This is a genomic window from Streptomyces sp. NPDC050145 (genome assembly GCF_044460245.1).
GTDB lineage: Bacteria > Actinomycetota > Actinomycetes > Streptomycetales > Streptomycetaceae > Streptomyces.
In genome coordinates this window covers 15,578-35,415 of sequence record NZ_JBITJS010000028.1, presented here as the reverse complement: position 1 = coordinate 35,415, position 19,838 = coordinate 15,578, and the positions used below count along the sequence as shown (strand labels likewise).

Genomic DNA, 19,838 nt, shown 5'->3' with positions numbered 1-19,838 from the left:
CCGGATATCCGGTTATGTCAGCACCAGCGGGGCGCCCGCCCGATGTTGTCGATGTACTTCGCCGAGCCCCAGGCCCACGTGCCGTCGGTCAGCAGGTACCAGAGGTGGTTGCCCTCGACGTTGTCGCCGCCCGTCTTGCAGAAGATGGGGACGATCGCGTTGTACGGCTCCACGCGGACCACGCGGGAGCCCCGGGTGGGGGCGTCGCGCAGCAGGAGCCCGGACCTGGCCGTGACCCGGCCCTTGTAGACGGGCGCGTGGTGGCCACCGCCGCCACCGCCCCATTCGCCGCTACCGCTACCGCTATTGCTACCGCCACCGCCACTGCCCCAGTCGCCGTCCGCCAGGGCGGGCGACGCGGTCGCGGCGAGCGTCGCGACGGCGGCGACGGCTATGCCGATGCGGGTGCTGACGGTCCGTACGGACATGCGAGCCATGAGGTCTCCTCCTGGGACGGTCGTGAAGCGGAGCCGGAAAGCTCCCCACCGCCCAGCCAAGCCGCACCGCCTCCCGCGCGCACGGCGACCGCCGCCGCCGGGGTGAGCACCCGTACGGCCGAGTTCCTATCCGGGCCGTACGGCCGGCTCCTCGTACGGGAGGGTCAGCGTCGCCACCGCCCCGCCGTCCCGCGCGTTCGTGAACCGCAGGCGGGCGCCCAGGACTTCGGCCTGGCCGAGGGCGATCGTCAGGCCGAGACCGTGGCCGCGCGCCCCGCCCTCGGTGCGGAACCGCTGCGGGCCGTGCTCCAGCAGATAGTCCGGATAGCCCGCCCCGTGGTCCCGGACCGTGATGACCGGCCCGTCCACCGTCAGCTCGACCGGCGGGCCGCCGTGCCGGTGCGCGTTGGCCACCAGGTTGCCGAGCACGCGCTCGAGCCGGCGCCGGTCCGTCACCACGCACACGTCACCGACGACGGTCACCGCCGTCTCGGCGCCCGCGAAGCGCACCACCCGCTCGACCACCGGCTCCAGCCAGGTCTCGTCCAGGTCCACGCGCTCGCTGCGCGCGTCAAGCCGGGAGATCTCCAACAGGTCCTCGGTGAGCGTGCGCAGCGCCGCCACCCGGTCGCGCACCAGCTCGGTCGGGCGGCCCGGCGGCAGCAGCTCCGCCGCCGCGTGCAGCCCGGTCAGCGGCGTCCGCAGCTCGTGCGCCACGTCCGCCGTGAACCGCTGCTCGGTGAGGATCCGGCCCTGGAGCGACGCGGCCATACTGTCGAGCGCGACCGCGACGGCGGTCACCTCGTCCTGATGCCGTGCGGGGTCCTTCGTACGCGGATCGCCGACCCGCGCGTCCAGGTCCCCGGCGCTGATCTTGCGGGCGACCCGGGCCGTCGTGTGCAGCCGCCTCGTCACGCGGGTCACCGCGAACGCGCCGACGAGCAGCGTCGCGCCGATCGCCAGCACCGAGGAACCCAGGATCGCGTTGTCGAGGCCGTCGATGGTGCGGGCGCCCTGCGCGTAGTCGATCCGCACCGCCAGGGCCCGCCCGCCGGAGGCCGGCCCAGCCGCCCACATCGTCGGCGCCGCGTCGTGGTCGCCGATCATCGTGCCGCGCTCACCCCGCGCGGCGAGATCGTGCAGCGCGTCCGGCAGCTCCGCCGGGTCCACGCCCGCGCCGGGCGGCAGCCGGCCGCCCGACTCGTAGCGCCGCGCCGCGTCGTCCAGGAGCGACAGGGCGCGGTCACGGGCCTGGCTCACCGTCTGGTCCGTCACGGAGACATGCACGAGGACGCCGAGCAGCGCGGCCAGCGCGCAGCACATCACGGTGATGAACGCCGCCGCCTTCCAGGTCAGCGAGGCGGTCCAGGCGGGCGGCCGCAGCCGGCGGCGCCTCATGAGCGGCTCGGGTACGGAGACGGGGCGGCGGAGGGCGTCCCCGAGGGCGTGGCCGTCGGCGTGCCGGGCGGGCCGGTGCGGATGATCTCGTCCCGGGTCGGCAGCATCGCCTTCTGATGGCTGTCGTACGACCAGGAGGTGCGGTACTCGTACCCCGGCAGGTCGGCGGCGGCCCGGACCACGAGGATGCGGCCGGCCAGCTGCACGTTGATGACCGCGTCCTTGTCGTCCATGATCTGCGTCAGCCGGCCCTCGCGGTACACGTAGACCTGCGTGTAGAGCTGGCGCTTCGGGGCGCGCACCGCGACCAGCAGATCCGGCTTCCCGTCGCCCGTCAGGTCCGGGTAGTACGCCCTGAGCACCGGGCAGTCGGTCGTGCCGGTCGTGCCGGACGTGCCGGATCCGTGGGGCCCGGCGGTCGCGCACGCGTCGAGCCGGTCTACGACGTCGGCGTAGTCCTTGCGGTCCGCGTGCATGCGGGCGCGCACGACCGCCAGCGGGTCCACCTTCCGCAGGTCGCCACCGGGCACGTCGATCCCCTTGACGACGGCGGTCTCGCCCGCGCCGTAGTCGTCGGCGGGGCGGGTCGCGGGCGGCAGCTTCGGCCACAGGGTCCGCGGGCCCACCGCCGTCGGGGTCGGCCCCGCGCTCTCCAGACCGCCCGCGCTCCCGCAGCCGGTCAGGGCGGCCGCGCCGATCAGGAACAGCACGGCCCCGGGCACGGTGCGGGCAGCGCTGCCGAGGCGCCTGGACGTCACTGCACTCCTGCCTGTGTCCTCACGATGGCCGGCCCGTCCTTCGGACCGCTTCGGATCCTATGGGGGCGGAAGTCCTTTCTATTCACCCGGAGCAGGCTCCGCACCTCGGGGACCGGCGGCGGTCACTGGTCACTGCGTCCGCGCCGCACCGAGGCGTACACGAGCCCGCCGGCCCCGGCCGCCGTCATGGCACCGCCCGCGAGCACGAAGTACGGGTTGGGCCCCTCCACGGGCTGCTCGGTGGCGGACGGCTCCTCGTGCGCCGTCGCCGGCGTCTGCGCGACGGCCACGCCTGCGGGCGCGAGCAGCACGCCGCCGGTGACGACGGTGAGGGCGGCGCGGCGCAACAGGGCGGGACGCATGAGGGAACTCCGTAGGTCCGGCGGGTCATTTCCTTGCAAATTGAGCGAACACCCAAACCGTAGAAGCCGACCGTCACGACAGCTCGGCGGCCGTGTAACAGTGAGCCCGCGCTCTCCGCCCGATGCGATGAAGGCGCGCGGTCGCCTTCTTGCAGTGCGGCAGCCTTGCTGCTCCCATGGTCAGGGGGTGATGGGTATGGGTATGAGCGGAATGCGCGTCGTACCGACCTGGCGGCACGGCCAGGAGCGGCTCCATGTCATCGGGGAGGACGGGCGCGACGTCGCCTGGTACGACAGGGACGCGGCCCGGGTCACGCTGCTGGGGTCCGACGAGACGGTCCGCGAGGCGGTGCTCGCCGCGCTCGGCCCGTTCGTCACGGGCCAGGTCACGGTCGGCCCGCCGCCCGTGCCGACCCCCGCCGAGCTGGCCCGGCTCGGCCTCCACCCCGACGACGACCTCGCGCCGAACCGGCCCGGCGAGGCGCTCCTCGTCGACCTCGACCGCGATCCGCCGGCGCACGGGCTGCTCCGCACGGACCCGCGCCGGCACGCGCTGGCCGCGCAGCAGCGGGTGGGGGAGCTGCTCGACGGGTTCGACGGCGCGGGCTGGCGGGTCCTGCACTCGGTGCCGCTGCCCGGCGCCGCCCGCATCCATCACCTGCTGATCGGGCCCGGCGGCCTGTTCGCCGTCCACGTCCTGCCGGCCCGCAGGCGCCGGGTACGGATCGACGACCCGCTGGTCGGGGCCGGCCGCGGTGAGCCGCGTCCGCTGCTGCGCCGGGTCCGGTCGGACGCGTCCCGCGCCACGTTCGCCCTGACGGCCGAGGTCCGCCCGGCGCTGGTCCTGGTCGACCCCGCGGCCGTGGAGGTCCCGGCCCCGCCCCGCGACGTCCGCCTCCTGACCGACACGGACCTCTCGGCGCTGTCCCGCGCCGGGGGCCTCCTGAAGCCGGCGGACGTCGAGGCCCTCCACGCGATAGCCCGAGACCGCCACACCTGGCTCCGCCTCTGACCCGCCCCGCCCCGTCCCCTGTCCGCCGGTCCGTCCCGCGACTGCGGCCGCGGTGGGGGCTGGTCGCGCCCACGCGGCGGAGCCGCATATCGATACAGCCCCGCGCCCCTGAAATGCAGACCCTTCGGGTCGCATTTCCCCGAGAAAGGTGCGGGCCCGTCTCGGGCGAGGGAAGGCGCGGCGAAGCCGCTGCCTTCCAGGGAGAGGCTGCGCGCAGCGCATGCCTCAGGGGCGCGGGGAACTGCGCGACCAGCCCCCACCGGGGCCGCACCCGGCGACGCACCGCACCGCCCCCCACCGAATCCGCGCCCCGCTCACCGAAACCGCACCGCATCCGCGGAAAACGCCCCGTGCCGAGTGGACCGCTGCCGAACCTCCAGCACCGGACGCCCTTCCTCCGGCAGCACCCGGTACGCCACCTCACCCACCCCCACCGCGGTGACGACGGCCTCCCCACCGGCCGCCCGGGGCAACACCCGCCCCGCCTCCCCCCGAAGCCCCACGGACAACGGAGTCGTCAGCACCGGCGTCCCGTCCCCGGGCAGCACGACGACCAGCGCGCGCGGCCCGCTCAAGGACCCCGTGTACCCGACCACGACCGCGTCCCGCGTATCGCTGTGCCGCAGCTTCAGCCACCCCCGCCGCCCACCCGGGTACGGATCGCCGACCCGCTTGGCGACCAGCCCCTCGATCCCGCGCTCGGGCAGCGTCTCGTACCAGGTCAGGGCCGTCTCCCGGTCGGTCGTCGACGGCACCGCCTGCAACGGAGGCCCGAGCGGCCCCAGCACCTCGACCAGCCGCGCCCGCCGCTCTGCGTACGGCCGTCGCCGCAGGTCACCGCCGCCGTCCGCCAGCAGATCGAACGCCGCGTACGACGCCGGGAGCTCCCGCGCCAGCACCCGGGCCCGCGCCCCCGACGCGGCCGCCGCCCGCCGCTGCACCGCCGCGAAGTCGGTGCGCCCGTCGTGCCAGACGACGACCTCCCCGTCGAGCACGGTCCCGGCGGGCAGCGCGAGCGCCGCCGCGACGAGATCCGGGAACGCCCGCGCCACCAGCCGCCCCGAGCGGGCCTGGAGGACCACGTCCTCCGCCTCCCGGATCACCACCATCCGGTGCCCGTCGAACTTCGGCTCGAACGCCCAGTCCGTCCCGCCCGGCAGCGCGTCCACGGATCGCGCGAGCGCGACCTCGACCCGCGCGGTCACGGGATCCGCCCCGCGCGGTTGAGGTTGATGAGGGGGCCGAGCAGATCCCCGTACCGTTCGAGCCGGGGCGCGATGGCGTCGGCCAGGAAGACCAGCTCCCGCGCGTCCGTGCAGGACTCGACCTCCGCCCAGGTGACGGGCGCGGACACGGTCGGCTCGGGCCGGGCCCGCAGCGTGTAGGGGGTGGCGGTCGTCTTCGCGGCCGAGTTCTGGCTGTGGTCGACGAACACCTTCCCGGGCCGCAGTTTGCGCGCCATCCGGTGCACGACGAGTGCCGGAAGCTCTGCCTCCGCCTCCTGCGCGAGCGCCTTCGCGTAGGCGCTGACCCGCTCGGACGGCGTCGGCTCCAGCGGCGTCAGCAGATGCAGCCCCTTCGAGCCGGAGGTCTTCGCGTACGCGTGCAGCCCGTCCGCCGCCAGCCGCTCCCGCAGCCACACCGCGACCTCGCAGCACTGCACGACATCCGCCGGCGCCCCCGGATCGAGGTCGAACACCAGCCGGTCCGCCCGCCCCGGCGCGTCCGCCTGCCACTGCGGCGTGTGGAACTCCGTGACCAGGTTCGCCGCCCACATCAGCGAGGCGAGATCCTGGACGAGGATCTGCCGCGCGGGCCCCTGGGAGTGCGGCACCTGCGCGGTCTTCACCCAGGTGGGTGTGCCCGGCGGCACGTTCTTCGCGAAGAAGCGCTGCCCGTCCGGCCCGTCCGGATAGCGCAGGAAGGACACCGGCCGGTTGTACAGGTGCGCGAGCAGCGGGCCTGCCGTGGTCGCGTAGTAGTGCAGCAGCTCGCCCTTGGTGAACCCGGACGCGGGATAGATGACCTTGTCCAGATTGCTGAGCGTCAGCCGCCGCCCCTCCACTTCTGTGATGGGCGCCATACCGTAATACTCTGACAATCCGCCCCATCAGCAACTGTCCGGCAAACCTCGCAAACGGCGGCGCGAACCGGGAGGTACACCGTGCGCTCCATCTGGAACGGCGCCATCTCGTTCGGCCTGGTCAGCATCCCCATCAAGCTGGTCAACGCCACCGAGAACCACTCCATCAGCTTCCGCCAGATCCATCTGGAGGACGGCGGCCGCATTCGCTATCGCAAGGTGTGCGAGCTGGAGGAGAAGGAGGTCCCGGGCGCCGAGATCGGCAAGGGGTACGAGGAGGCCGACGGGTCGATCATCCCGATCACCGAGGACGACCTCTCCCAGCTGCCGATCCCCACGGCCCGCACGATCGAGATCGTCGCCTTCGTGCCGGCCGACCGGATCGACCCGCTCCAGATGGACACGGCGTACTACCTCTCGGCCAACGGCGTCCCCGCCGCCAAGCCGTACACCCTGCTCCGCGAGGCACTGAAGCGCAGCCAGAAGGTCGCCATCGCCAAGTTCGCCCTGCGCGGCCGTGAGCGCCTCGGCATGCTGCGCGTCGTCGACGACGTCATCGCCATGCACGGACTGCTCTGGCCGGACGAGATCCGGGCCCCCGAGGACGTGGCCCCGGACACCCAGGTCACGGTCCGCGACGCCGAACTCGACCTGGCGGACGCCCTGATGGACACCCTCGGCGAGGTCGACCTCGACTCCCTCCACGACGACTACCGCGACGCGGTCGAGGAGATGATCGCGGCGAAGGCCTCCGGCGGCGGCACCGAGGAGACCCCGTCCGCCCCCGCGGCCGAGGGCGGCGGCAAGGTCATCGACCTGATGGCGGCCCTGGAGAGCAGTGTCCGCGCGGCGAAGGAGGCACGCGGCGCCTCCGGCGACGAGGGCGAGGACGTGGCCGAGGTGACCCACCTCGCGAGCCGCTCACGCACGCCCGAGAAGCGGGCCCCCGCGAAGAAGACCACGACGGCGAAGAAGAGCGAGCCCGCGAAGAAGTCGACCGCGGCGAAGAAGTCCACGGCGAAGAAGACGGCGAGCACCCCGAAGAAACAGGCCGCCTCCGCGAAGAAGTCGACGAGCACGGCTACGACGAAGAAGACGACGGCGAAGAAGACCGCCCCGCGCAAACGCGCCTCCGCCTGACGCGGGGCGGGACGGCGCCGCTCACTTCCGCCGCGCGGCGCCCACCGGCTCTCTCCGGAACGCCCACTCCATCTTGGGCTCCATCACGAACCGGAACGTGCGCTGCACCGGCGTCGTGCACAGCACGGTGATGACGGCCATCGCGAACACCGTCACGACGATCTCGCCCCACGGCGTGTGCACCCACGCCACGTCGTACCAGTCGCCCCAGCGGGACCCCTTCGCGAGGAACCCGTGCAGCAGATACCCGTACAGCGTCCCCGCGCCCAGCGCCGTGAACCACAGCTTCCGCCCCGGCACCCACGCGAAGAAGCAGGCCACCAGAACGACCGAGCAGCCGAACATCGCCAGCGTCATCACGGCCCCGCTCCACCCGGGCGCCGCCAGCTCCTGCGCACTGTCCCGCCGGTAGAACCAGGCCGCGTTCATCCGCGGAGCGGCCCAGTACGCGAACAGCAGCGCCGCCGCGAACACCGGCACCGCCGCGATCCGTGCCTCCCTGCGCCGCACCAGACCGAAGTGCTCCTTCTTCAGGCACAGTCCGAGCACGAAGAACGGCAGGAACTGCAGCACCCGCTGCAGATCGAGATCGTCACCGATGTCGGGGGAGACGGAGGCGAGCGCGGCGATGGCGAGCGCCACCGGCAGTGGCCAGCGGATGACCTTCCACAGCGGCGTCGTGAGCCGCCACACGAAGAGCGCGCCCAGGAACCAGGTCAGGTACCAGGGGTCGAGCAGACTGATCGCGTGCTCCGGGTCGTCCCCGGCCGTCCGCTTGAAGAACGTGTACACCACTTCGAAGACGACGTACGGCACGACCACCCCGGTGACGAGCCGCTTCAGCCGCCCCGGACTCGCGTCGAACGACCGCGAGAAGTACCCGGAGATCACGATGAACGCGGGCATGTGGAACGTGTACACCATGATGTACAGCGCGGCCGCGGCCCGGCTGTCCCCGCGCAGCGGCTCCCAGGCGTGCCCCATGGCGACCAGCACGATCGCCAGGTACTTGGCGTTGTCGAAGAACGCGTCCCGCGCCTTGCCGGGCTTGGCCGCCCGGCCGCCGGCAGCCTTCGCGGACCCCGTGGGTCCCGTGGGCCTGGTGGGAGACGAGGGTGCCGCCGTGACGTTCTGGGCGGGCAGCGGGCTCCTGGCCGCCGCGACCCCGACCGGCTCGCTCACGATCCCTCCCGTATGAAACCCCGATCGATGGAACCTGAGCGCCCGATCGCGCATCTTCCAGGGTTTGCGAGGTTCAAATGGCTGCGAGACATCCAAGGCACCGTAGTCACCCCGAGTCCCCGCCGTAAACCCGAAGCCCCTCCGCGTGGCACGCCTCACTGTGCCGGGCAGCTGTGCCTAAGGGGCCGCCCTGCCCGCCGAGTTCGGCCCGGGCGGTCCGCCGGGCCCACTGCTCCGGCACATGAAAAAAGACCCCGTCCGCAGCGTTTCCGCTGTGAACGAGGTCTTCGTCAGGCACCCAATTCAAGGTGCCCCCGGCAGGATTCGAACCTGCGCACACGGCTCCGGAGGCCGTTGCTCTATCCCCTGAGCTACGGGGGCGTGCGCCTCGCGGTGCGGGGCGACGGGTAGAACCCTACCAGCTCCCACCGGCTCCTCATGAACAGGTATTTCGGTGCGTGAGCGTGCCGTCGAGCTCGCCTGTAGGGGGTGGAAGTGGGGAAAACCCGGACGCCGCGGGTGGGGCCGACCTACTCTCGAGTGGTGCCAGGCGCGTCCGGCCGGGTCCTTGTCGTCGATGACAACAAGGTGATCCGGCAGCTGATCAGGGTCAATCTCGAGCTGGAGGGCTTCGAGGTCGTGACCGCGGCCGACGGTGCCGAATGCCTGGAGGTCGTGCAGCAGGTGCGGCCCGATGTCATCACGCTCGACGTGGTGATGCCCCGCCTCGACGGCATGCGCACCGCCTCCCGGCTGCGCGCGGACACCCGGACCAGTGCCCTCCCCATCGTCCTGGTCAGCGCCTGTACGCAGTACGAGGTCGAGAGCGGGCTCGAGGTCGGCGTCGACGCCTTCCTGTCCAAGCCCTTCGAGCCGGCCGAACTGGTGCGTGTTGTCCGGCGGTTGGCCGAGCGCGGTCGCGCGCCGCGCCGGACGCGTCCCGTCAGCGGCTCAGAGGAGACCGAACGAGCCGGGCGGTAGAGAAGGGGAGAGAGTAAAGGGAAGGGGACCGGGCGGATGTCCGGGGAAGCGTCCGCATCGCGGACCATCCGCTAAACCGAGTCGCCTACCCACCCCCCTCCTCGCCTACGCTTGACCCCGTGACCCCCATCGAGCTCACTGACACCGTCCTGCGCGCCGTGCGCCGCGCGGTCGAGGACGGTGAGCTCGGCATGGGCGCGGTCGAGAGCGTGGACTCCGGGCGGGCCCGCGTCGTGGTCGAGCGGCCACGGCCCGGCGGGCACGGGGACTACGCCACGAACGTCGCACTGCAGCTCGCCCCCGCCGCCGGCCGGCCCCCGCGCCAGGTCGCCGAGATCCTGTCCGCGCGGCTCGCGGACAGCCCGGGGATCGAGGCCGTGGACATCTCCGGCCCCGGGTTCCTCAACGTCGTGCTCCGGCCGGGCGGCTCCCCGCTCGTCGCGGACGTGCTGCGCCGCGGCTCCTCGTACGGGCACTCCGACGCGCTGCGCGGGGAGCGGATCGTCCTGCGGATCCCGCGCGAGCCCCGCGCCGAGACCGTCGCCGACGCCGTCGCCCGCATCGCCCGCACCCAGGGCGCCGAGGTGACCGTCGAGCACGCGGCCCGCGCCGACGAGGTCACCCTGCGCCCCGTGCCCGCCGACCCGCACGGCCTCGGGACCGATGCCGGCCGCTGGGCCCTGCTGCACCCCGCCGCCCACGACCATGCCCGCACCACCACCCCGGAGGACCGCGCCGCCCACCTGGCCCAGCGCGAGTCCAACCCCCTCTTCCGCGTCCGCTACGCCCACGCCCGCACCGCCGCCCTCGGGCGGAACGCCGCGGACCTGGGCTTCACCGCCGAGCCCGGCGACGTACCGGACCAGGAGCCGCTGCTCGGCCTGCTCGCCGACCACCCCCGCGTCCTGCTCGCCGCCGCCCGGCACCGCGCCCCCGACCGGCTGGCCCGGCACCTCGTCTCCGTCGCCGACGCGTTCCTGACCGACCTGCACCCCGCCACGCTGCCGATCGGCGGGGAGAAACCCTCGGCCGCCCACCGTGCCCGGCTCGCGCTCGCCGAAGCCGCCGGGACGGTGCTGGCCGGCGGCCTGACCCTGCTCGGCATCGACGCCCCCGCACATCTCTAAGAACAGAAGTGAGCGCACCGCAGCCATGAGCCGTTCCGCACACCCCGCAGGCCCCCGCCACGCCGACGTCCTGCCCGAGGGTCACTACACCGCTCCGCCCGCCGACCTGAACGCGCTGGACGCCAAGGTCTGGGCGCGCACCGTCCGCCGCGCCGAGGACGGCGGCGTCAGCGTCGGCGGGGTCGAAGTGGCCCGGCTCGCCGAGGAGTTCGGCACCCCGGCGTACTTCCTCGACGAGGCCGACTTCCGCGCCCGGTGCGCCGCCTGGCGCGACGCGTTCGGCCCCGACGCCGACGTCTTCTACGCCGGCAAGGCCTTCCTGTCCCGCGCCGTCGTGCGCTGGCTGCACGAGGAGGGGCTCAACCTGGACGTCTGCTCCGGCGGCGAGCTCGCCACCGCGCTGTCCGCCGGGATGCCCGCCGACCGCATCGCCTTCCACGGCAACAACAAGTCGGAGGCGGAGATCACCCGCGCCGTCGAGGCCGGCGTCGGACGCATCGTCCTCGACTCCTTCCAGGAGATCGTGCGCGTCGCCCACATCGCCGAGAGCCTCGGCAAGGTGCAGCGCGTGCAGATCCGCGTGACCGTGGGCGTCGAGGCCCACACCCACGAGTTCATCGCCACCGCGCACGAGGACCAGAAGTTCGGCATCGCGCTGGCCGACGGCCAGGCCGCCGAGGCCGTGCGCCGCGCCCTCAAGCTCGACGGCATCGAGCTCATCGGCATCCACAGCCACATCGGCTCGCAGATCTTCGACATGGCCGGCTTCGAGGTCGCCGCCCGCCGCGTCGTCGGACTGCTCGCCGAGATCCGCGACGAGCACGGCGTCGAGCTCCCCGAGATCGACCTCGGCGGCGGCCTCGGCATCGCGTACACCAGCGACGACGACCCGCGCGAGCCGCACGAGATCGCCAAGGCGCTGAACGAGATCGTGACGCGCGAGTGCGAGGCGGCCGCGCTGCGTACGCCCCGCATCAGCGTCGAGCCGGGCCGCGCCATCGTCGGCCCGACCGCCTTCACGCTCTACACGGTCGGCACGGTCAAGCCGCTGGAGGGCCTGCGCACGTACGTGTCCGTGGACGGCGGCATGTCCGACAACATCCGCACCGCGCTGTACGACGCCGAGTACACGGTCGCACTCGTCTCGCGCCGCTCCGACGCCGAGCCCGCCCTGGTCCGGGTCGTCGGCAAGCACTGCGAGAGCGGTGACATCGTGGTGAAGGACGCGTTCCTGCCCGCGGACGTCGCTCCGGGCGACCTGATCGCCGTACCGGCCACCGGCGCGTACTGCCGCTCCATGGCAAGCAACTACAACCACGCGCTCCGCCCGCCCGTCGTCGCCGTCCGGGACGGCGAGGCGCGGGTGATCGTCCGCCGCGAGACGGAGGAAGATCTCCTGCGCCTCGACGTCGGATAATGAAATACCTGTCTCATCATCCGGACCGGGGACAGAAACCCCGGTCCGGTGCGTGAGACTGGACCCACCGTAGGTACAGAGAAGTAGAGGGAAACGAGGTCGGATGATGCGTACGCGTCCGCTGAAGGTGGCGCTGCTGGGCTGTGGGGTAGTCGGCTCAGAGGTGGCGCGCATCATGACGACGCACGCCGACGACCTCACAGCCCGGATCGGCGCCCCGGTCGAGCTCGCGGGTGTCGCCGTGCGGCGTCCCTCCAAGGTCCGTGAGGGCATCGACCCGGCCCTCGTCACCACCGACGCCACCGCGCTCGTCAAACGCGGCGACATCGACGTGGTCATCGAGGTCATCGGAGGGATCGAGCCCGCCCGCACCCTCATCACCACCGCCTTCGAGCACGGCGCCTCCGTCGTCTCGGCCAACAAGGCGCTGCTCGCCCAGGACGGCGCGGCCCTGCACGCCGCCGCCGTCGAGCACGGCCGCGACCTGTACTACGAAGCGGCCGTGGCCGGCGCGATCCCGCTGATCCGCCCGCTGCGCGAGTCCCTCGCGGGTGACAAGGTCAACCGCGTGCTCGGCATCGTCAACGGCACCACGAACTTCATCCTCGACAAGATGGACACCACGGGCGCCGGCTACCAGGAGGCCCTGGACGAGGCCACCGCGCTCGGTTACGCGGAGGCCGACCCGACCGCCGACGTCGAGGGCTTCGACGCCGCCGCCAAGGCCGCCATCCTCGCCGGGATCGCCTTCCACACCCGCGTCCGCCTCGACGACGTGTACCGCGAGGGCATGACCGAGGTCACTGCCGCCGACTTCAAGTCGGCGAAGGAGATGGGCTGCACCATCAAGCTGCTCGCCATCTGCGAGCGCGCCGCCGACGGCGAGTCCGTCACGGCCCGCGTGCACCCCGCGATGATCCCGCTCGACCACCCCCTGGCCTCCGTGCGCGGCGCCTACAACGCCGTGTTCGTCGAGTCCGACGCCGCGGGGCAGCTCATGTTCTACGGCCCCGGCGCCGGTGGCGCGCCGACCGCCTCGGCCGTGCTCGGCGACCTCGTCGCCGTCTGCCGCAACCGCCTCGGCGGTGCGACGGGCCCCGGCGACTCCGCGTACACGCAGCTGCCCGTCTCGCCCATGGGAGACGTGGTCACGCGGTACCACATCAGCCTCGACGTGGCCGACAAGCCCGGCGTTCTCGCGCAGGTGGCGACGGTCTTCGCCGAGCACGGTGTCTCCATCGACACCGTGCGCCAGTCGGGGAAGGACGGCGAGGCCTCCCTCGTCGTCGTCACCCATCGCGCGGCGGACGCGGCCCTCACCGGGACCGTGGACGCGCTGCGTCAGCTCGACACCGTGCGCGGTGTCGCCAGCATCATGCGTGTTGAAGGGGAGTAGCAGGGATGACCGGAATGACCCACCAGTGGCGCGGCATCATCGAGGAGTACCGGGACCGGCTCCCGGTGACCGACACCACGCCGGTCGTGACACTGCGCGAGGGCGCCACGCCGCTCGTCCCGGCCCAGGTGCTCTCCGAGCGCACGGGCTGTGAGGTCCACCTGAAGGTCGAGGGCGCCAACCCGACCGGCTCCTTCAAGGACCGCGGCATGACCATGGCCATCACCAAGGCCAAGGAGGAGGGCGCGAAGGCCGTCATCTGCGCCTCCACCGGCAACACGTCGGCGTCCGCCGCCGCCTACGCCGTGCGCGCCGGCATGGTCTGCGCCGTGCTCGTCCCGCAGGGCAAGATCGCGCTCGGCAAGATGGGCCAGGCGCTGGTCTACGGCTCGAAGATCCTCCAGGTCGACGGAAACTTCGACGACTGCCTGAACCTGGCCCGCGCGCTGTCCGAGAACTACCCGGTGGCGCTGGTCAACTCGGTCAACCCGTACCGCATCGAGGGCCAGAAGACCGCCTCGTTCGAGATCGTCGACGCCCTCGGCGACGCGCCCGACATCCACGTCCTGCCGGTCGGCAACGCGGGCAACATCACGGCGTACTGGAAGGGCTACAAGGAGTACGCCGCCGACGCGGTGTCCACGCGCACCCCGCGCATGTGGGGCTTCCAGGCCTCCGGCTCCGCGCCGATCGTGCGCGGCGAGGTCGTCAAGGACCCGTCGACGATCGCGACCGCGATCCGTATCGGCAACCCGGCCTCGTGGGACTACGCGCTGGCCGCCCGCGACGAGTCCGGCGGCCTCATCGACGAGGTGACGGACCGTGAGATCCTGCGCGCCTACAAGCTGTTGGCGTCCCAGGAGGGTGTCTTCGTCGAGCCCGCGTCCGCCGCGTCCGTCGCCGGCCTGCTGAAGGCGGCCGAGCAGGGCAAGGTCGACCCCGGCCAGAAGATCGTCTGCACCGTCACGGGCAACGGCCTGAAGGACCCGGACTGGGCCGTCGCCGGCGCCCCGCAGCCGGTCACCGTCCCGGTCGACGCCGCCACGGCCGCCGAGCGCCTCGGCCTCGCCTGACCGCTCAGGTCCTACGTCCTTACGCCCAGCTGACTTCGCGTCAACTGGGCGTATCGGCACAGGGGGTGCACAGGGGGCTTACGACACGCATCGTGCGCCTCCTGTGCGCCCTATGTCGCCACAGATCCTTCCTTCGATAGGCTGTACAGAACCCGCCCACCGCACCTGCCGTGGTGCTGCCGCCGTTCCCTCGTACGCGGCCCGGGTTGTGACGTACTCCCTCACCAGACATCGGAAGTCTCGGGTAGTTCCCGAACGTCCCGCAGCTCAAGGAGAGTCATCTAACGATGGCCGGTCCCGCGTTCCGCGCCGCCGCCGTCAGGGTGCGCGTCCCCGCCACCAGCGCCAACCTCGGCCCGGGATTCGACTCCCTCGGCCTCGCGCTGGGGCTCTACGACGACGTGGTCGTCAGGGTCGCCGACTCCGGGCTGAACATCGACATCGCGGGTGAGGGCTCCGAGACCCTGCCGCGCGACGAGTCGCACCTGCTCGTACGGGCTCTGCGCACCGCCTTCGACGCCCTCGGCGGGCAGCCGCGCGGCCTCGAGATCGTCTGCGCCAACCGCATCCCGCACGGCCGCGGCCTCGGCTCCTCCTCCGCGGCCATCGTCGCCGCGGTGGTCGCCGCCCGCGCCGTGACCATAGGCGGTGACACGCGGCTCGACGACGCCGCGCTGCTCGCCCTCGCCTCCGAGATCGAGGGCCACCCCGACAACGTGGCGCCCTGCCTGCTCGGCGGATTCACCATCGCCTGGACCGAGGCCGGCACCGGCCGGGCCGTGCGGCTCGACGCCGCGCCGACCGTCGTCCCGGTGGTCTTCGTGCCCGGCAAGCCCGTGCTCACCGAGACCGCCCGCGGTCTCCTCCCGCGCACCGTCCCGCACGTGGACGCCGCCGCCAACGCGGGCCGTGCGGCCCTGCTCGTCGAGGCCCTCACCCGACGCCCCGAACTGCTGCTGCCCGCCACCGAGGACCGGCTGCACCAGGAGTACCGGGCCCCCGCGATGCCGGAGAGCGCCGCGCTCGTCGAGCGGCTGCGCGCGGACGGCGTGCCCGCGATGATCTCCGGGGCCGGACCCACGGTCATCGCCCTGGTGGAGGACGCGACGGCCGACAAGGTCGCCCGTCTCGCCGGCGACGGCTGGGCCGCGAATCGGCTGGCCCTGGACTCGGACGGGGCGTGCGTACTGCCGCTCGGCTCGAATCCCGACTGAACGGACGCTTCTGGTTGCCGGATGGAGAGAGGGGGAATATTTGTTGGATCCGGTAGTGTTAACCTCAAGTCTGCACCCGACCCCACCATGGCGAGGTGCTGTGTGTCCCTGTCAGGGACGACCATTCTTCCGGGAGCCTTTCCAGCAGTTCCGTGCAGTGTCCTCGTACGTCGGGACGTGGCACTGACGGCTGTAGAGCATGCTCCGGAACCGGCGTGACCGAGCCGCGTGACACAGAAATTCAGTGCACCCGCGGAATCCGGAATCGCTGTCACCAATGAATTCTTCCGCCATTTAGGCGGACAACCGCCCCGGCACGGTCCGTACAGGCAGGACCATCGCCGGACAGCACAACCGGTCGCCGAGCCAGACAGGCCGACGTCCGCTCCAGGGAAGGACCCTTCGTGAGCGACACCACCGATCTGATGGGCGTGACTGCCGACAGCTCTGCTGCCGCGCCCGCCGCGTCCTCTGCGGACGCCTCTGCCGCGCCCGCCTCCCGGCGGCGCCGCGGCACCGGCCTCGACGGCATGGTGCTGGCCGAGCTTCAGCAGGTCGCCTCGGGCCTCGGCATCAGGGGCACCGCGCGGATGCGCAAGAGCCAGCTGATCGAGGTCATCAAGGAGGCGCAGGCGGGCGGCTCCGCCCCCGCGAAGAGCGCCGACGCCGCCGAGACGAAGCCGAAGCGCCGCGCCACCTCCAAGGCCCGTACCGGCGACGACGCCGCGGCCGACACCGGTTCCGCGAAGGCGGACGCCAAGGCGGAGAAGGCCGAGGCCGGCGACAGCAAGGCCAAGAAGGCCGCCGCCCAGCAGCAGATCGACATCCCGGGCCAGGGTGCGGGCGACGAGCAGCCGACCGGTGAGCGCCGCGGGCGCCGCCGCGCCACGGCCGAGGCGGGCAGCCCCGAGGCCGCCGCCGAGGGCGACACCAAGACCGAGACCAAGGGCGACGCCGGCCAGGACAACGCCGCCGGCGAGGGCCGTCGCGAGCGCCGCGACCGTCGTGACCGGGGCGAGCGCGGAGAGCGTGGCGAGCGCGGTGAGCGGGGCGGTCGTGACCGTGACCGCCGCGGCGGCAAGGGCGACGACCAGGGCGGCAAGGACCAGGGCGGCCGTCAGCAGCAGCCGCAGGGCGGCGGCCGCGGCCGGGACAACGGACCGCAGGACGACGACGACTTCGAGGGTGGCCGCCGTGGCCGCCGCGGCCGTTACCGCGACCGTCGTGGCCGTCGTGGCCGCGACGAGTTCGGCGCCGAGCCGCAGGTCTCCGACGACGACGTGCTGATCCCCGTCGCGGGCATCCTCGACATCCTCGACAACTACGCGTTCATCCGGACCTCCGGCTACCTGCCCGGCCCGAACGACGTGTACGTCTCCCTCGCCCAGGTCCGCAAGAACGGTCTGCGCAAGGGTGACCACGTCACCGGCGCCGTGCGCCAGCCGAAGGAGGGCGAGCGCCGCGAGAAGTTCAACGCCCTTGTGCGGCTTGACTCTTCGAACGGCATGGCGGCCGACTCCGGTCGCGGGCGACCGGAGTTCAACAAGCTGACGCCCCTCTACCCGCAGGACCGGCTCCGTCTGGAGACCGACGCGGGCATCCTGACCACCCGCATCATCGACCTCGTGTCGCCGATCGGTAAGGGCCAGCGAGGCCTGATCGTGGCCCCGCCGAAGACCGGCAAGACCATGATCATGCAGGCGGTCGCCAACGCGATCACGCACAACAACCCCGAGTGCCACCTGATGGTCGTCCTGGTCGACGAGCGTCCGGAAGAGGTCACCGACATGCAGCGGTCGGTCAAGGGCGAGGTCATCTCCTCGACCTTCGACCGCCCGGCCGAGGACCACACCACGGTCGCCGAGCTCGCCATCGAGCGTGCCAAGCGTCTGGTGGAGCTGGGTCACGACGTCGTCGTGCTGCTCGACTCCATCACCCGCCTCGGCCGCGCGTACAACCTGGCGGCGCCGGCCTCCGGCCGCATCCTGTCCGGTGGTGTCGACTCGACCGCCCTGTACCCGCCGAAGCGCTTCTTCGGTGCGGCCCGCAACATCGAGGACGGCGGCTCGCTGACCATCCTCGCCACCGCGCTGGTGGACACCGGGTCCCGCATGGACGAGGTGATCTTCGAGGAGTTCAAGGGCACCGGCAACATGGAGCTCAAGCTCGACCGCAAGCTCGCCGACAAGCGCATCTTCCCCGCGGTGGACGTCGACGCGTCCGGTACCCGTAAGGAAGAGATCCTGCTCGGCAGCGACGAGCTCGCCGTCGTCTGGAAGCTGCGCCGGGTGCTGCACGCGCTCGACTCGCAGCAGGCGATCGAGCTCCTCCTGGACAAGATGAAGCAGACGAAGTCCAACGCGGAGTTCCTGCTGCAGATCCAGAAGACGACGCCGGCCCCGGGCAACGGCAACGACTGACCCGGATCCGCTCCAAGGGCTGAGCCCCGCCGCATCACGCGGCGGGGCTCAGCCCTTTTCGCGTCCCCGTGGGCGCGGCCCGGAGACCTTCACCACATGTGTAAGGATGCGCGCCCTGTGTGAAGCAACGGGCGGTCCGCCGTAAAAGCGCAGGTCAGAGTGGGTCGACCCGCGGCGCCCTTTACGTTCCGTACGCAGATGTGCACAAGTCGGCCACAGGGTGCTGTGCAACCCTTCAGGGCGGTCCGACCGTCACAACGAGTGAACAGACCGAACCCAGCGAGGAGCACATGCCGGACATCGACAAGAACCCCGGGCGCCGGCGCGCCAAAGGGCGCCGCCGCAAGCCGCGCAGCACGGGCGGCAAGGCCCTGCGCGTCGTGGCGTGGAGTGCCGCGGGAGTCGTCGTCCTCGGTGGCACCGGTCTCGGCTACGTGTACTTCAAGCTCAACGGCAACCTGAAGAGCGTCGACATCAACGCGGTGCTCGGCACCGACCGTCCCGACGACGTCGACAACGGCTCGCAGGACATCCTCGTCCTCGGCTCCGACAGCCGGGCCGGTGCCAACAAGAAGATCGGCGGCGGCCTGGACGAGGGCTCGGCCCGCTCGGACACCGCGATGGTCGTCCACCTCTACAAGGGGCACAAGAAGGCCAGCGTCGTCTCCATACCCCGCGACACCCTGATAGACCGGCCGGAGTGCACGGACGCCGACGGCACCGCGCACCCGGCCGCCTCCCAGGTCATGTTCAACTCCGCCTACTCCACGGGCGGCGCCGCCTGCGCCGTGAAGACCGTGGAGTCGGTCAGCGGCATCCGTATGGACCACTACATCGAGGTCGACTTCAGCGGCTTCCAGCGGCTGATCGACGACCTCGGCGGCGTCGAGGTCACCACCAGCAAGCCCATCGACGACCCCGACAGCCACCTCAAGCTCGACGCGGGCACCCACCGGCTGACCGGTCAGCAGTCTCTCGGCCTGGTCCGCACCCGGCACGGCGTCGGCGACGGCAGCGACCTCGGCCGCATCCAGCTCCAGCAGGCGTTCATGAAGGCCCTGATGGACCAGGTCAAGCAGGTCGGCGTCTTCACGAACCCGAAGAAGCTCTACGACCTCGCCGACACCGCCACCAAGACCGTGACCACCGACTCGGACCTCGGCTCCGTGCCGAAGCTCACCGCGTTCGCGAACGGACTCAAGGGCCTCGGCTCGAACGCGATGCACATGGTCACGATGCCGGTCCAGTACGACCCGGCCGACGCCAACCGCGTCCTGGTCGACAAGGACAAGTCCGACCTGGTCTGGAAGGCACTCAGGGCCGACCGGCCGGTGCCGAGGAGCGCGACGAAGGACACCGCGACCGGCACCGCCGACGGCGTCGTGAAGTGACCCCGAGAGGCCCGCGGGAATAGTTTCGGCCTCACCCCGGTTTTGGGGGATGCGGCCAGTCCTGGCAGACTGGTACGTCGGCCCCGGTTCACGCTCCCGCATCCCGCGTCTGCGACCCGGCGCCCTCCCGAACCTAGGAGACACCTTGAAGCGCGACATCCACCCCGAGTACGTCGAGACGCAGGTCAGCTGCACCTGTGGCGCGTCGTTCACCACCCGTAGCACGATCCAGTCCGGCACCGTCCGTGCCGAGGTCTGCTCCGAGTGCCACCCGTTCTACACGGGCAAGCAGAAGATCCTCGACACCGGTGGCCGCGTGGCCCGCTTCGAGGCCCGCTTCGGCAAGGCTCCCGCTGCCAAGAAGTAGCGAGGCTACAGCGCCGGTCTCCGGTGCCCCTGTCGTGGGGGCACCGGGACCGGCGCTTTGCGGTGCAGCCCCTTTTTTGA

The 19,838-nt window shown here is 72.0% G+C and carries 18 protein-coding genes and 1 tRNA gene; 11 read left to right on the top strand and 8 right to left on the bottom strand.

Translation table 11 applies throughout. The features are described from left to right. Nucleotides 1–17 precede the first annotated feature (17 nt). From ACIBTU_RS37020 to ACIBTU_RS37005, 4 genes are all read right to left on the bottom strand, one after another. Nucleotides 18–428: an SH3 domain-containing protein gene (locus ACIBTU_RS37020; RefSeq protein ID WP_399131170.1), complete on the bottom strand. Its 411-nt coding sequence runs from the start codon at nt 426–428 to the stop codon at nt 18–20. A 135-nt stretch (nt 429–563) separates the two neighbouring features. Next, complete coding sequence (locus ACIBTU_RS37015) at nt 564–1,835, bottom strand: ATP-binding protein (protein ID WP_399131123.1); 1,272 nt, start codon at nt 1,833–1,835, stop codon at nt 564–566. Then, complete coding sequence (locus ACIBTU_RS37010) at nt 1,832–2,593, bottom strand: hypothetical protein (RefSeq protein ID WP_399131122.1); 762 nt, start codon at nt 2,591–2,593, stop codon at nt 1,832–1,834. The genes ACIBTU_RS37015 and ACIBTU_RS37010 overlap by 4 nt, the downstream gene beginning before the upstream one ends. 122 nt (nt 2,594–2,715) lie before the next feature. Beyond that, a complete protein-coding gene (locus ACIBTU_RS37005; protein WP_399131121.1) occupies nt 2,716–2,955 on the bottom strand; it encodes a hypothetical protein in 240 nt (79 codons plus the stop codon). A 202-nt stretch (nt 2,956–3,157) separates the two neighbouring features. Between ACIBTU_RS37005 and ACIBTU_RS37000 the strand changes: the two genes are divergently transcribed. Then, a complete protein-coding gene (locus ACIBTU_RS37000; protein WP_399131120.1) occupies nt 3,158–3,967 on the top strand; it encodes a nuclease-related domain-containing protein in 810 nt (269 codons plus the stop codon). 314 nt (nt 3,968–4,281) lie between these two features. On the opposite strand, the gene ACIBTU_RS36995 is transcribed toward ACIBTU_RS37000, so the two are convergent. Together ACIBTU_RS36995 and ligD are read right to left on the bottom strand one after the other, a co-directional pair. Next, nucleotides 4,282–5,172 carry an ATP-dependent DNA ligase gene (locus ACIBTU_RS36995; protein ID WP_399131119.1) on the bottom strand — a complete coding sequence of 297 codons (891 nt, stop codon included), beginning with the start codon at nt 5,170–5,172 and terminating at the stop codon, nt 4,282–4,284. Then, nucleotides 5,169–6,050 (bottom strand): non-homologous end-joining DNA ligase, encoded by an 882-nt coding sequence (ligD, locus tag ACIBTU_RS36990; RefSeq protein ID WP_399131118.1) that lies wholly within the window; start codon nt 6,048–6,050, stop codon nt 5,169–5,171. Before ligD ends, ACIBTU_RS36995 begins: the two co-directional genes overlap by 4 nt. A gap of 81 nt (nt 6,051–6,131) precedes the next feature. On the opposite strand from ligD, the gene ACIBTU_RS36985 reads away from it, so the two are divergent. Continuing rightward, complete coding sequence (locus ACIBTU_RS36985; RefSeq protein ID WP_399131117.1) at nt 6,132–7,190, top strand: Ku protein; 1,059 nt, start codon at nt 6,132–6,134, stop codon at nt 7,188–7,190. A 21-nt stretch (nt 7,191–7,211) separates the two neighbouring features. Here ACIBTU_RS36985 and ACIBTU_RS36980 read toward each other — a convergent pair whose 3' ends face one another. After that, complete coding sequence (locus ACIBTU_RS36980) at nt 7,212–8,372, bottom strand: acyltransferase family protein (RefSeq protein WP_399131116.1); 1,161 nt, start codon at nt 8,370–8,372, stop codon at nt 7,212–7,214. A 309-nt stretch (nt 8,373–8,681) separates the two neighbouring features. Further along, nucleotides 8,682–8,753 (bottom strand) — tRNA-Arg (locus ACIBTU_RS36975). 114 nt (nt 8,754–8,867) lie between these two features. On the opposite strand from ACIBTU_RS36975, the gene ACIBTU_RS36970 reads away from it, so the two are divergent. The 9 genes from ACIBTU_RS36970 to rpmE all read left to right on the top strand — a co-directional run bounded on the left by ACIBTU_RS36970 (nt 8,868) and on the right by rpmE (nt 19,758). Then, nucleotides 8,868–9,353, top strand: a complete 486-nt coding sequence (locus ACIBTU_RS36970) for a response regulator (protein WP_399131169.1) — start codon at nt 8,868–8,870, stop codon at nt 9,351–9,353. Nucleotides 9,354–9,472: 119 nt separating this feature from the next. Then, on the top strand, nt 9,473–10,480 hold the full coding sequence (gene nrtL / locus ACIBTU_RS36965; protein WP_399131115.1) for an ArgS-related anticodon-binding protein NrtL: 1,008 nt from the start codon (nt 9,473–9,475) through the stop codon (nt 10,478–10,480). A gap of 25 nt (nt 10,481–10,505) precedes the next feature. Next, nucleotides 10,506–11,897 (top strand): diaminopimelate decarboxylase, encoded by a 1,392-nt coding sequence (gene lysA, locus ACIBTU_RS36960; RefSeq protein WP_399131114.1) that lies wholly within the window; start codon nt 10,506–10,508, stop codon nt 11,895–11,897. A 103-nt stretch (nt 11,898–12,000) separates the two neighbouring features. Then, on the top strand, nt 12,001–13,293 hold the full coding sequence (locus ACIBTU_RS36955) for a homoserine dehydrogenase (RefSeq protein ID WP_399131113.1): 1,293 nt from the start codon (nt 12,001–12,003) through the stop codon (nt 13,291–13,293). Nucleotides 13,294–13,307: 14 nt separating this feature from the next. Continuing rightward, on the top strand, nt 13,308–14,366 hold the full coding sequence (gene thrC, locus ACIBTU_RS36950; protein WP_399131168.1) for a threonine synthase: 1,059 nt from the start codon (nt 13,308–13,310) through the stop codon (nt 14,364–14,366). A 287-nt stretch (nt 14,367–14,653) separates the two neighbouring features. Then, entirely contained in the window at nt 14,654–15,580 is a 927-nt protein-coding gene (thrB, locus tag ACIBTU_RS36945) for a homoserine kinase (protein ID WP_399131112.1), read from the top strand. Between the two features lie 404 nt (nt 15,581–15,984). Continuing rightward, a complete protein-coding gene (gene rho / locus ACIBTU_RS36940; RefSeq protein ID WP_399131111.1) occupies nt 15,985–18,000 on the top strand; it encodes a transcription termination factor Rho in 2,016 nt (671 codons plus the stop codon). Between the two features lie 290 nt (nt 18,001–18,290). Continuing rightward, nucleotides 18,291–19,391 carry an LCP family protein gene (locus ACIBTU_RS36935; RefSeq protein ID WP_399131110.1) on the top strand — a complete coding sequence of 367 codons (1,101 nt, stop codon included), beginning with the start codon at nt 18,291–18,293 and terminating at the stop codon, nt 19,389–19,391. Between the two features lie 145 nt (nt 19,392–19,536). Further along, entirely contained in the window at nt 19,537–19,758 is a 222-nt protein-coding gene (gene rpmE, locus ACIBTU_RS36930; RefSeq protein WP_399131109.1) for a 50S ribosomal protein L31, read from the top strand. The last annotated feature ends 80 nt before the right edge of the window (nt 19,759–19,838 follow it).

Bases quoted from the DNA above. Each gene is read 5' to 3' on its own strand.
- thrC (WP_399131168.1), top strand. From the start codon at position 13,308: ATGACCCACCAGTGGCGCGGCATCATCGAGGAGTACCGGGACCGGCTC.
- ACIBTU_RS37020 (WP_399131170.1), bottom strand. From the start codon at position 428: ATGTCCGTACGGACCGTCAGCACCCGCATCGGCATAGCCGTCGCCGCC.
- ACIBTU_RS37005 (WP_399131121.1), bottom strand. From the start codon at position 2,955: ATGCGTCCCGCCCTGTTGCGCCGCGCCGCCCTCACCGTCGTCACCGGC.
- lysA (WP_399131114.1), top strand. From the start codon at position 10,506: ATGAGCCGTTCCGCACACCCCGCAGGCCCCCGCCACGCCGACGTCCTG.
- ACIBTU_RS37015 (WP_399131123.1), bottom strand. From the start codon at position 1,835: ATGAGGCGCCGCCGGCTGCGGCCGCCCGCCTGGACCGCCTCGCTGACC.
- ligD (WP_399131118.1), bottom strand. From the start codon at position 6,050: ATGGCGCCCATCACAGAAGTGGAGGGGCGGCGGCTGACGCTCAGCAAT.
- ACIBTU_RS36935 (WP_399131110.1), top strand. From the start codon at position 18,291: ATGCCGGACATCGACAAGAACCCCGGGCGCCGGCGCGCCAAAGGGCGC.
- ACIBTU_RS36955 (WP_399131113.1), top strand. From the start codon at position 12,001: ATGATGCGTACGCGTCCGCTGAAGGTGGCGCTGCTGGGCTGTGGGGTA.
- thrB (WP_399131112.1), top strand. From the start codon at position 14,654: ATGGCCGGTCCCGCGTTCCGCGCCGCCGCCGTCAGGGTGCGCGTCCCC.
- ACIBTU_RS37000 (WP_399131120.1), top strand. From the start codon at position 3,158: ATGAGCGGAATGCGCGTCGTACCGACCTGGCGGCACGGCCAGGAGCGG.